Consider the following 12,612-nt stretch of genomic DNA (forward strand, 5'->3'; position numbering starts at 1 on the left):
GGTCATGATAAACGAGTTTATCATGTGAAGATAAAACCTATCAGTTTCATTTTTTGATACTGTCTACTTTTCCTTACCAAAGAAATTATTTCGTACTACAAAAAAAGTACCTTAACAACATTAATTACTGATTCACACCGCTTACTCAACTTACTAATAATCATTATCACATAACTATAAATTCTAAAAAACTATGGTTTTTAACTGTGCTTTTGATCATTGATTACGATTTGTATTTCTAAAATTCTTAGGAGTCATCCCTGTTGCTTTTTTAAAGTACTTGGTAAAATAAGAGTTATCAAAAAAATTAAGTTGATATGCAATTTCCTCAATACTCTTATCAGTATAAAGCAGATGCCTCTTAATTTCTATCAATACTTTTTCATTAATCAAATCACTCGCGGTTTTCCCTGTAATCTTTTTGGTAACCCGGTTTAGATTCTGTGGTGTCATATATAACATTTCTGCATATTCTTTGACGGACTTTATATCTTGATAATGTTCATCTATTAAGGACTCAAAACGCAAAATAACATGATTGCTCTCCTTATGCTCTTCCCCCTGTTCTATCTTATAAAGGCGCGATAAGTATACTAGGGTTAATATCAGGTTAGCCTTAATCATATCATATTTATAAGATTCATTATTTTGATATTCATTGAGCATTTCTTGAAGATAGAATGTCAATCTTTCATCAGATGTAAGTGAGATATTTAAATGAGGCGCACTGTGAATTCTATGAAACATTGGTAGTCCTTGAAGCCATTTTGCTGCGCCCTGACGCATTATGAAATCTTTCTTAAACATAATTCCAAAACCCTCTTCAGGAACACTAATAGTAGAAAGTACTTGCCCTGGGGTTACAAAATAAATCATTCCTGGTGTGATCGCATAATGATTGAAGTCCACTAAAAGTTTAAGTGTTCCTTTTAAAATAAAGATTATCGCATAAAAGTCATTTCTAAAAGGATCTTGTTGTTTCAGACGTTCAGGGGTGTCTTTTACTTCAAAAATAGAAAAGTTATCTCCATTGCTAACCCTCTCTCCCATATTGAGAACTACACTATTCAGTTTTAATAAAGGTATGTCTTTCATTGTTCAAAATTTTTATAAAACAAATATAGACATGAATAGTACCATAAAAAAGGTAAAAAAATCAAATGTTTCATATTTACCATTTTAATGAAGTTTAATACCATTTATTGAGCCTTTTGAATGGTAATTTTGCTTCATAATCTTGAAATAGTGAAAGTCACATCAACATCATTGTTGATAAAATCACATTAAAAATCAAATACTATAAACGATAAAAAACAATCTGGAATCATGGAAAATATCGAAATAAAGAAAACTGCATGTCATGCAAAAAAAACAGAAATGAACTATGAACAAAACCCTGTTTTAGTCAATAGGCTGAATTTGATAAATGTCACACATTTCTAAACAATTAGATCATAGGTTGGTATTGTAAAGCTGTCGCTTGAATCAATACATAGGCTTTATAAGCTTCACTTATTTGTTAGTCATATAAAAGTTAATATCATGAAATTATTATCAAGAATTATTATCGTAATCGTCTTAGTTGGGTTGCAAAGTTGCAATCACAAAGAAGACAAGAGTGAATTAAGTGTAACGACAAATGTGAATACACAAAAAATTTCACCAAACAAAGGGTTTGCTCATTTCTCATATAGCGGGCAAATTATATCAGATCAAAAATCCACACTTTCATTTTTAGTCGGAGGAATGATACAAAAAATGAATGTAAAAGAAGGACAAGCAGTGCGCAAAGGAGGGCTTTTGGCATCATTGAATGCAACGGATTATCAAAATGAATTATTACTTCGTCAGGCAACACTTTTGGAAGCCAAAGACACCTATCAGCGAATGGAAGAGTTGTATCAAAAAAACAGTATTCCCGAGAGCGACTACATCCGATCAAAAGCAGGTTATTTAAGTGCAGATGCATTAGTTAAAATTGCAAGAAAAAAGGTTTCTGACGCTAAATTATACGCTCCATTTGATGGAATTATATACAAAAAAGCACAGCAGATAGGTACTATTGTCCAACAAGGACAACCCGTATATGAAATTGCTAATCTGTCTGATCTTGAAATTGTTTTTTCTGTTCCTCAAAACGAAATAAACAACCTTCGTGTAGGCGATGAAGTAAACGCAAGCGTAACTTCTTTAAACAATAAAAATGTGATAGCTCAAGTATCATCAATTGTTACCGTAGCTGATACCAGAACAAGATCATACCAGGTAAAAGCGATTATCGATAATAAAGAGGGAATTTTAAAAGATGGAATGTTGGTGACTATCAATGTTAAAACACTTCAAGAAAAAGAGCAGATCATCGTTCCCGGAAATGCAATTGTAATGTCTGCCAAAAATGTACCTCATGTGTTTGTCTATAGTGCATCGGATAATCGAGCATTAAAAAAGCGTATTAAAGTAGGAAAAGTTACAGGAACATCAGTCGAAGTCGTTGACGGATTGAATGGAAACGAAACTATTATTACCGATGGGCATCAACACTTAAAAGACGGAAGTTTGGTAAGCGATGTTGGTCAGAGTAAATCTTCAATTACAGCTCAAAATACTTTGAAATAATGAACACTAGAATACATATAAAAGTGAGAGGCCTTTTGTTTCTTGCATTGATGATGATTTCTATCAATGAAATCGCTGCACAGAAACTTAATCTGAATAGAATTTCTCTTGAAGAGTGTAAAGAATTAATATTACTTAATAATGAAGATGCTATTATAGCTTCTGCAGAGATAAAGGCCAAAGAACAGGCTATCAAAGAAAGTAAGACGCGTCTTTTACCATCTGTGTCTGCCTCTTCTACCGGATCAGGGTTTACAGACAACCCTGTTCTTACCAGCTTTGCAAGATACAGTGTTATTGGTGACGTATCCATTGACCAACCTATTTATAATGGCGGGAAGCTTAAAGCACTATTGGATCTGGCAAAAATTCAAAAAGAGATTAGTCAGAATAAAAAGAAACTTTCTGACGAACAGTTGTTGTACTACGTCGAACAATTGTATTGGCAAGTGGTTGCTACAGGTCAACAAATCGTTGTTGCAGAGGAGTACTTAAAAACTCTAAGTGACCTTGAAGTTAAAATTGATAATTACTTCAAAGCAGGTATTGTTAACAAAACAGATTTACTGGAAACTCAGGTTGAAAAAAATCGAGCACAATACAATGTAGAAGTAGCTACTAATGCCAAAAATTTAGCAAAGTTGCAGCTAGCGTATGCCATAGGAAAAGACAATACTGACTTTGATGTTGTAGAAAAATTTAGTAGTCCTTTAGTCCAATATAACTTTATTGAAGATAAAGAAACCTCGTATCTGTTACGACCAGAGCTTGAAGTTCTAAGAAATTCCTTAAAAGCAAAGAAGACTGAAGAAAAATTAATTAAATCTGATTACCGACCACAGTTGAATCTTAGCCTGGGAGGCTACTATTATACAGGAGAAGAAACAGACCCTAGAGCCATCGAAACAGATCAAGGGTTTGGTGCAGCCTTCGTAAGTCTTAATATTCCGGTTTTTAACTGGGGCCAGAAAAAGCACCGTTTAAAACGAAATAGCATTGAAACACAACAATTGGAATTGAACCAACAGAAAACTAAAAAAGGAATTTCAATTGAATTGCAGCAAGCCATTGATAAGATCGACGAGGCCAAAATTAATGTAACCCTTTCTGAAAAATCGAAAATTCAAGCCGAAGAAAATGCTCGCATTATTAATGATAATTATAATGCCGGGACAATAACATCCGAAGAAGTACTCGAAGCTGAAGCACTTTATCAAGAATCACAACTTGATTATATCAATGCACGTGTTCAAGAGCAACTAAGCCATTCAAATTATTTGAGAACATTAGGAAAACTTTCAAATTAAAAATCATGGAACATAAAAATAAAAAACCAAATATCATCGAACTAGCGATGAAGTACAGGCAAGTCACTTTTGCCATATTCGGACTATTTCTAGTTTTTGGTATCTATTCACTATTGACAATGGAACGTAGTGAGGATCCAAGAATCAACATCAAACAAGCGGTAGTGTATTCCTTATATCCAGGAGCAGATGTTACCCAAGTAGAGGAACAAGTGACTAAAAAACTGGAAGAATTCCTTTTTAGTTTTGAAGAAATTGACAAAGAAGATACTTATTCGGTAACTCGTGAAGGAAGATCTGTTATTACCATAGATGTACATGATCATATAAAGAACGAGGATTTGGATATCGTCTGGTCTAAGATAAGGGGCGGTTTGGCTACTTTTCGCAGAAACTTACCCCAAGGTGTTGTAGGCCCTATATTAAATAGTGATTTTGGAGAGACTACGGCAATAATTGTCTCTGTTTCATCAGAAAGACATTCTTATGCAGAGAAAAAAGAGTTTTTAGAAATACTAGAAGATGAAATAAAAACACTTTCAAAAGCTTCAAAAATAAATAGACTAGGTGTACAACAAGAGCAAATTACAATTACCACAAGTACCGAGAAAATGGCTCGTTATGGTTTAAGTTTCCAGCAAATCGCCAATGCTATTCAACAAGAAAATACCATAAAAGGCACAGGTGAATTAAACGCCAACCAGTTCAACGTACCTATAAACACAAATGCACTATACAAAAGTGTATCACAATTAGAAAATCAAATAGTGTATTATGAACCAAACGGAAAGACTGTACGATTAAAAGACATAGCAATCTTAATACGAGGATATGCAGATTTGCAGCAAAAAATAATCAAAAATGATGAAAATGTTTTGGCTCTTTCAGTCGAAATGCAACCAGGGTATAACATTGTAGATTTTGGAAATGACCTTGATAAAGCGATAGCTAAGGCCAAAAATAGAATCCCGGAAGATGCCAAAATTGAGATGATACATTCGCAACCTACTATCGTGGCCTCTGCAGTAAATCACTTTTTCTTAGAGTTTGCCATAGCAGTAATAGCAGTAATTGTTGTTATTATGATACTTCTACCATTGCGAATGGCCACCGTATCTGCCATAGCCAGTCCCGTTTCTATTCTTATCACATTTGCCTTTCTTAATTTTATGGGATTAGCCATTCATAGCGTAACATTGGCAGGAATGATTATTTGTTTGGGAATGGTTGTGGATGATGCGGTAATCATTGTAGATAATTATATAGAAAAACTAGATGAAGGCATGGATCGATGGCAAGCAGCATGGAAGAGTGCTACACAATTATTCGTTCCAATAATGACTGCAACTGCTGCTATTGTGTTTGCCTTCATGCCTTTAGCGTTCTTACTGGATGGTATTACATCTGATTTCATTTTTACAATGCCAATAGTAATTTCCTTGGCCTTAGGTATGTCATTTGTCGTAGCCATATTTCTTACGCCATATTTATGTTACTTGTTTATTAAAAAAGGAGTGCACAGCAAGGAGGAGCCAACAGAAGATAAAAAGCCTTCTGTTCTTGATAAGGTACAAGGTGCATATGATAAATCATTAGAATGGGTATTTCGCAATGGGCGTGTATCTATGTTAGTGGGAACAGCAACTATTTGTATTGGTTTGTTTCTTTTTTCAAAAGTACCACAGGAATTTTTTCCAAAATTAGAAAGAGACGTTTTCAACCTAGAAGTATGGCTTCCAGAAGGCGCAACCGTGGAAAAAACAGAAGAAATTGTTCGAAAAATTGAGAATTATATTGAATCTGATGAACGTATAGTAAGTATCAGTAGTTTTGTCGGAGAATCTTCACCTCGTTTTCACGCTACTTATGCTCCAGAACCGCCTGCAGAGAATTATGCACAACTCTTTATAAAAACCAAAGGAGCACATGAATCGGATGAGTTACTAAACAGTTATAAAACAACTTTAGCCAATAAATTTCCGGAAGCTACCGTAAGGGTTCGTCAGCTAAGTTATCAAGAAGCTCCAACTCCAATAGAAGTACGTGTCATAGGTCGAAATATGGATAGCATACAATGGGCCGCAAAACAGGTATACGATATTCTATCAGAAACAGAAGGTGCGAATTGGTTACATACAGACTGGAGAGAAAAATACTACCGTATAGGGATAAACATCGATGAAACCGAAGCTAATCGTGTAGGACTAACTTCTGAAAGTATTTCATCTTTTATTGGAGGGTTCGTTAATGGGTTTCCTGTTACTACATATTGGGAAGGTGATGAACCAGTAAATGTATCTATGAGACTTGAAGAGACTTATCGTAAAGATTTTGATGATTTGGCAAACATATATATACCTACACCCCATGGTACAACAGTACCTTTACGCCAAGTAGCAAGTTTTGAACCAAAATGGATGCCCGGTCGTATTGTAAGACGTAATGGACTTAGAACGGTAACCGTAAGATCCGAAGCACAAATGGGAAGGTTTGCATCTGAAATTTTAGCGGACGCATCTCCTAAAATAAAGGAACTGGATCTTCCAGATGGAGTATCTATTGCATATGGTGGAGATCAGGAAGACACTGAAAGTAATATGCCTAATCTATTGATGTCATTGTTGACTAGTATACTTCTGATTTTCTTGACATTAATGTTTCAATTTAAAGACTTTAAAAAATCCCTCATTGTGCTATCCACATTTATTCTTGCTATTCCGGGAGCAGCGATTGGGCTGCTTGGACTTGGCCACCCTTTTGGGTTTACAGCCTTTTTGGGTACCATTAGTTTGATTGGTATTGTTGTTCGTAACGGGATTATATTGGTGGATTATGCTGATGAGCTGGTTAGAGATCATGGTTATGATATACGTAAAGCATCTATCTTGGCAGGACAACGACGAATGCGTCCAATCTTTCTAACAGCCTCGGCTGCAGCGATTGGTGTAGTACCAATGATTATAGGAGGGTCTCCTTTATGGGCTCCATTGGCAAGTGTACTTTGTATTGGATTGATGTGGTCCATGTTTATGACACTTTATATCATACCTCTTATGTATTATCTCTGGCTCAAGCCTAAGAAACAAAGTAAAGAGGCAAACCGATTAGAATTATCCATTTCATAACCCCCCCCTTCATATGAAGACTTCAAAAATGGTAATATGCTACCTCTTAAGCCTATGGTTTTTGTCTATGGCATTATTTAAAATACTGGATGATGATTTTATAGGTGTTTTTAAGGCGTATTCAATACCAAAATGGATAGAAATGATCATATCATTTATTGAGATCATTGGTGGTGTATTGCTATTTTTTGGAGTCAGAAATATAATACTTCGCTTGTTTGGAGGTATTGTTTTGATACCTGTTGTGCTGGGAGCATTAATTTTTCATATTGTATTTGGTGGGTTAAAATGGTATGGAGGTACAGGTGAAGTTTGGTATTCTATTTTGCCTGCTATTCTAAGATCTGTAGGGTTGATTTTTATTACCTATTCCGGATTTCTTGAGCTTTTGGATTTAGGATATAAAACCCGTACAGGAAGCAGCTTTAAAAAAAGAAGTTTTGCAAATGTCAATTGATTTAAAACAGCTTAAATGAATTTGGAAAAAATAAAATACCAGACCATGATTGAATACAGTATCGTTTTACTGTTGTTTGTTGGAGGAGCTAATTTCTTTGTTTTTCTAAAAACAGGAGGGCTCACAAACTTAGACCAATTAATTGCTCAGGCTAATACGGTTTATTCTTTAGAAGAAATTTATAGCGAAGTCTCATTTTTAGGATTAGCTATTGGTATACAGATTATTTTGTTTCAAACTTATTTGGCTCTTTTTCTCCAAAAACAACTACATAAACGGTTATTCCAACTGTTTTGGATTTTGGCAATTTTTGCGATCATAATAGTAAACGGTATTCTCATAAGGTTTCTATTCCTTCATTTTGCCCACGATATCAGATTAGATCTGGCTTGGAACTATAGTAATCAATTTATAATTACTAAAATTTTTATCTCATTCATTGGTTATTTTTTCATGATTGGTTTTTTGGTTTGTTTTGTAAGACAGCTTCGTCAAAACTTTGGGGAAGCTGTCTTCTTTAATTTTTTAGTTGGAAAGTATTCTCAAGTCAGAGAAGAGGAAAGATCCTTCTTGTTTATCGACCTAAACAACTCTACTTACATAGCAGAATTTTTAGGACATACCAAATACAGTAGGTTTATCACGCAATGTTTTAGTGATATTTTAGCAGCAATACAAGATTTTAAATACGATGTATATCAATATGTAGGTGATGAAGTTATACTTACCTGGTCTCCAAAAATTGATAAAAACGGCCAAGCCATTCTGATGTATAACTGTATAACCGAATGCTTAATAAATAAACAGGAGTTTTATGAAACTACGTTTGGAATTACTCCAAAATTTAAAGCTTCTGTGCATACTGGATTTGTTGCTTCATCTCTTGTAGGTAGGAAAAACAAAATACTGGCATATCATGGTGATGTAGTTAACACCACAGCACGATTATTAGAATTATGCAAAAAATACAATAAAGGGATTTTGTTTACACAAAAATATTTGGAATCGATTTCAAACATAAAACATTTTACTCCAACATTTTTGATAGATTTAAAATTGAGAGGAAAAAACCAGAATAGTGCCGTGTTTCATGCATAAAAATATTTAAATTATAACTATTAAATCAGTAGTAGCAATAATCTTTATCTCAGCAAAAAAAATGAATCAATCACCCGCCTTAACAACATTAATACGATGAATAATTTTAATCAAATAATGAATACTTTTTTCGGGGTATTTTGCCTTATCGTATGTACTAAAATGTACTCTCAGGAACAAAAATATAATCATGAGATAGAAGCAGGCACATCTAATGATTTTTTCGTTTGGCATTCTAGTTCGGATAGATATTACACTTATGGAATCCACTTGGATTATAGAAGAAGAAGCGATGAAACTAACTTTTTGAAAAAGTACTTCCCTAGTTCAACGGCAAGTTATCATAACTTCGGGTTCAATATGCAGGCCTATACCCCCGGGTATTTAGAAGATCAAACAGATGTAATGGAACGACCATATGCAGGCTGGAGTTATTTCGAGTACTTCAGTAGTTTTTCCTATCCAAACAAAGCTATAAAACTTGGAGCAGATGTGGGAATACTGGGCCCTCATTCCTATGCCGGGAATATTCAAAACTGGTTCCATCGAGAAATATCAGGAGATCAAACCCTAGATGGCTGGAATAATCAAATTGGTGATATTTTGGGAATCAACTTTAGAATGGAATATGCCAAAACGTTTAAAACCGGTAAAAAATTTGATTTGAGTCTGGTTATTGATAACTCAATAGGAAACATCTTTATCTATACGGAGCCCGCACTTTTATTTCGTTTGGGAAAATTTAATACTATCGGTCGTTCCATCGCATTAAATAATGGGTTGCTGTCCAAATCAGGGCAAAAAGAATTTTTTATTGAAGCGTCAGCGAGGTTGAAACTTTCAGCGTATAATGCAACGATTCAAGGAGATATTTTCCAAGATGATTCCATCTTTACTCAAGATGAAATTAACAATTTGATTTTTAATGCTTTTTTCGGAATTAATTATTCCAAAAATCACTGGATGTTTAAAGCAAGGTATTTCTACAATCAAGGGGAAATTGAAAGTAATGATAATCACATTTATATAACGCTTTCAACTGCATATAGATGGTAATCATTAATTACAAAAACAAATAACAGATTTGACATGAATAGAGAACTAATATTATATGATGTATACAGTATATTATTGCAAAGCAATAATGAAACAATAACAATGGATAAGCTATCTGAACGTTTAAAATGTTCCAAAAAAAGCCTTTACAAGTTATTTCCATCCAAAAATGCTATGTTATTTGAGGTCTTTTACTTGTACAAGAAGCAGTTTATCGGTTTACTAAGAGACATAAAAACCCTTAATTCTTCAGAAATTCAGAAACTAGTTTTTCAAATTAAGCAATTAAATCAAAATGCTAAAACGTTTTTCAACTCTCACTTGTTTGAACAGTTAAAGAATTTAAAAGATTTTAATACCGCAATGATGATCACAGAAAGGGAGATTTATTCTGAAGGTTTTCAATGCATTGTTGATGAAATTGCCACCTCAAAAAATCAAAAGGAGCGACTAATCAATATTTTAGCTTTTATTAGAGTTTCGATTAAGAGAAGATATACTTTACCTAATTATCCAGAAAAAATGAATGACAGTCAATTCTTAGAGACAATGTTAACAACATTACTCGCTTATGCAAAACAGGAAAACATAGGCTTAAATAAGAATTAAATCATTAATGCTAATCCGTTAGTACAACCATTATTTCATATAAGAAAAAAGCTGTTCCTTAAAAGAAACAGCTTTTATATAATTTGTAATTAATTACACCAATTTGATATCTTCCTTAAACAACATATGGATATATTCACCATGTATTTTGGCGTGATGTTCACTCTCTAAGCAGTGAAACAATAAATGGATTAATCCATAATCCCCAAGGGTATCTCGGTACTCATGCTTTTCTTTGTTTTTGACCCATAGAATAAAAGAACACAAATGACCAATCTCACCCAATTTCTTGGGATCCATTAAACACTTCTGAAACTTCTTTAAGTCCATAGAAGCATACTCGTTATACTTTCGCTTACAAAAGTTATAGTCAAACGTATGTTTATACGATTGCAATTTTCTGTTTTGTATTTCATAATTAATACCACTCATAGCCTAAAATCATTTTCATTAGGTACTTCTATTATCATAGTCATACGATTTGGTTACTATTAATTTTGCAAATCGCATGCCATCAGATCCAAAAAATAACTTAATAAAAGGTGAAAATCTCTTAAAATTATAACTGAGGTCTACCTAGAGATAATTGGAATTATTCCAAAACAAAGATACAAAATTTGGAATAATTCCAAAAATTAAATTTAGCTAATATTTCGGTTTTCAGTCCCAAAATCTCTGCAAAACAGACACTTACATCCAAAATCCTTGAAATGTTGTTAATAAAACCTAATAAGTTTTTTTTTGATTCCCAACATTGCCTATTACATTTACCTCACGAATTTGATATTATCTGGTATGTTTTTTGGGGAAAGAACGACTAGAATAAAGAAATTGGGAAATACGAATCAAATTGTAAGTTATGCAGTATAAAGTAATTGATACAAAAAGCCAGTATTTTGGTAAAGTATTGGATTTTCAATCCTGCTCAAATTTAAATGATCTGGGAGGTGTACTCCTAAAGATCGGAAGGGACAAAGTGTCACTATTTAAATTTAATGAAGTAGAATTGATGTAACATCTTTTCTACTTCTGCCTACCCCAGTACACTACACTTCTAATTTAAAACCAAAATACCGTATATGACATTGATATGATAAAACAATGGCACATATATGTATTTGTCTTGTTCTGGATAAACAGTAGTTGCCAGAACAAAGTTCCTATTGATAATATTGAAACTCAACCAAAAGTCACGGCTGCGGACCAAGAGCTTCAAAATGTCTATAAAATCCTTGATGGTACCTGGAAAGGTAAGTTTCTGGTTTTTGAGGATCAACAACAAGTGTCTAAAGACCAAATAAACTTAAAAAACATCAGCAAAGCCAGCCTTCAAAAAAAAGGATTAACGCAAGTAAATAGTATTGATGTTTTGCAAGTATATCAATCAGATACTCCATATTTTCAGAAAGTAACGATTACCGATTACTACCCAGATACTGGCAAAAAAATCGTAAGCCAGGGAGTTAATAAGATACAGAACGGAAAGTTATGGTGTGTGGTTAGAAAACCAGACGAAACCGTTATTCATAGTGGTAGCACCGAAGGAAAAAACACCATTATTTGGCAACGCAACGAACAAAATCCTCAAAAAATCGAATACTTCAAAGAAACCGTATCTCAAGAATATTATGAAATTATTGGATGGGGCTATTATTCGGGAGACGACCCTAATCTTTCTCCCAAACTATGGTTTTATTCAAGGTACGAACGTCAATAATCCTATTGCAATTCGGTAATGCGTTTTACATACTTTCCAATCACATCAAACTCCAGGTTGACCACCGTACCCTCAGTAAACGTATTAAAGTTGGTATGCTCATAAGTATATGGAATAATCGCTACACTAAACTCATTTTTTTGAGAGTTCACCACCGTGAGGCTTACTCCATTTACCGTAATTGATCCTTTTTCTATGGTGATATTATTTAGGCCCGGGTCATATTCAAAAGTAAAATACCAGCTCCCATCAGCTTCAGCTACTGATTTGCAAACTGCGGTCTGATCTACATGGCCTTGCACGATATGTCCATCCAGTCGATCACCTAGCTTCATTCCTCTTTCCAGATTTACAATAGCTCCTTCTTTCAGATCATTCAAATTAGTCTTATCCAGAGTTTCTTTAATCGCTGTAACCGTATAATGATCTCCATCGATAGCAACCACGGTAAGACAAACTCCGTTGTGTGCTACACTTTGATCGATTTTTAACTCTGATGTAAAATTGGATTGTACAGTAATATCCAGATTTTCATGATCGCTCTTCAAGGAAGTAATCGTTCCTAATTCTTCAATGATCCCAGTAAACATAAATGCGAATTATTTAATTAAATTTGTGACCTTACTA

Annotated in this window: 12 protein-coding genes; 9 read left to right on the forward strand and 3 right to left on the reverse strand. The window is 33.9% G+C overall.

Translation table 11 applies throughout. From position 1 onward, the window contains the following. Window positions 1-216: 216 nt before the first annotated feature. Complete coding sequence (locus tag ACXAGJ_RS03685) at window positions 217-1,095, reverse strand: helix-turn-helix domain-containing protein (RefSeq protein WP_474837242.1); 879 nt, start codon at window positions 1,093-1,095, stop codon at window positions 217-219. Between the two features lie 447 nt (window positions 1,096-1,542). Between ACXAGJ_RS03685 and ACXAGJ_RS03690 the strand changes: the two genes are divergently transcribed. The 7 genes from ACXAGJ_RS03690 to ACXAGJ_RS03720 all read left to right on the forward strand — a co-directional run bounded on the left by ACXAGJ_RS03690 (window position 1,543) and on the right by ACXAGJ_RS03720 (window position 10,268). Further along, complete coding sequence (locus ACXAGJ_RS03690) at window positions 1,543-2,616, forward strand: efflux RND transporter periplasmic adaptor subunit (protein WP_474837243.1); 1,074 nt, start codon at window positions 1,543-1,545, stop codon at window positions 2,614-2,616. Further along, window positions 2,616-3,923: a TolC family protein gene (locus tag ACXAGJ_RS03695; RefSeq protein WP_474837245.1), complete on the forward strand. Its 1,308-nt coding sequence runs from the start codon at window positions 2,616-2,618 to the stop codon at window positions 3,921-3,923. The genes ACXAGJ_RS03690 and ACXAGJ_RS03695 overlap by 1 nt, the downstream gene beginning before the upstream one ends. Before the next feature lie 5 nt (window positions 3,924-3,928). Further along, window positions 3,929-7,048 (forward strand): efflux RND transporter permease subunit, encoded by a 3,120-nt coding sequence (locus ACXAGJ_RS03700; protein ID WP_474837247.1) that lies wholly within the window; start codon window positions 3,929-3,931, stop codon window positions 7,046-7,048. Window positions 7,049-7,061: 13 nt separating this feature from the next. Then, window positions 7,062-7,505, forward strand: coding sequence for a hypothetical protein (locus tag ACXAGJ_RS03705; protein WP_474837249.1), 444 nt, complete (start codon window positions 7,062-7,064; stop codon window positions 7,503-7,505). Window positions 7,506-7,520: 15 nt separating this feature from the next. Next, window positions 7,521-8,603 carry an adenylate/guanylate cyclase domain-containing protein gene (locus ACXAGJ_RS03710; RefSeq protein WP_474837251.1) on the forward strand — a complete coding sequence of 361 codons (1,083 nt, stop codon included), beginning with the start codon at window positions 7,521-7,523 and terminating at the stop codon, window positions 8,601-8,603. Between the two features lie 117 nt (window positions 8,604-8,720). Then, window positions 8,721-9,659, forward strand: a complete 939-nt coding sequence (locus ACXAGJ_RS03715; RefSeq protein ID WP_474837253.1) for a lipid A-modifier LpxR family protein — start codon at window positions 8,721-8,723, stop codon at window positions 9,657-9,659. A 33-nt stretch (window positions 9,660-9,692) separates the two neighbouring features. Further along, window positions 9,693-10,268, forward strand: coding sequence for a TetR/AcrR family transcriptional regulator (locus tag ACXAGJ_RS03720; RefSeq protein ID WP_474837255.1), 576 nt, complete (start codon window positions 9,693-9,695; stop codon window positions 10,266-10,268). Window positions 10,269-10,361: 93 nt separating this feature from the next. On the opposite strand, the gene ACXAGJ_RS03725 is transcribed toward ACXAGJ_RS03720, so the two are convergent. Beyond that, window positions 10,362-10,700: a hypothetical protein gene (locus ACXAGJ_RS03725; protein ID WP_073316156.1), complete on the reverse strand. Its 339-nt coding sequence runs from the start codon at window positions 10,698-10,700 to the stop codon at window positions 10,362-10,364. 427 nt (window positions 10,701-11,127) lie between these two features. Between ACXAGJ_RS03725 and ACXAGJ_RS03730 the strand changes: the two genes are divergently transcribed. Both ACXAGJ_RS03730 and ACXAGJ_RS03735 read left to right on the forward strand, forming a co-directional pair. Continuing rightward, on the forward strand, window positions 11,128-11,283 hold the full coding sequence (locus ACXAGJ_RS03730; protein ID WP_474837257.1) for a hypothetical protein: 156 nt from the start codon (window positions 11,128-11,130) through the stop codon (window positions 11,281-11,283). Between the two features lie 75 nt (window positions 11,284-11,358). Next, a complete protein-coding gene (locus ACXAGJ_RS03735) occupies window positions 11,359-11,985 on the forward strand; it encodes a hypothetical protein (RefSeq protein ID WP_474837259.1) in 627 nt (208 codons plus the stop codon). Window positions 11,986-11,987: 2 nt separating this feature from the next. On the opposite strand, the gene ACXAGJ_RS03740 is transcribed toward ACXAGJ_RS03735, so the two are convergent. Beyond that, complete coding sequence (locus tag ACXAGJ_RS03740; RefSeq protein WP_474837261.1) at window positions 11,988-12,575, reverse strand: riboflavin synthase; 588 nt, start codon at window positions 12,573-12,575, stop codon at window positions 11,988-11,990. Window positions 12,576-12,612: the final 37 nt, after the last annotated feature.

The sequence above is a fragment of the Aquimarina sp. AWH4_224 genome, assembly GCF_056160245.1.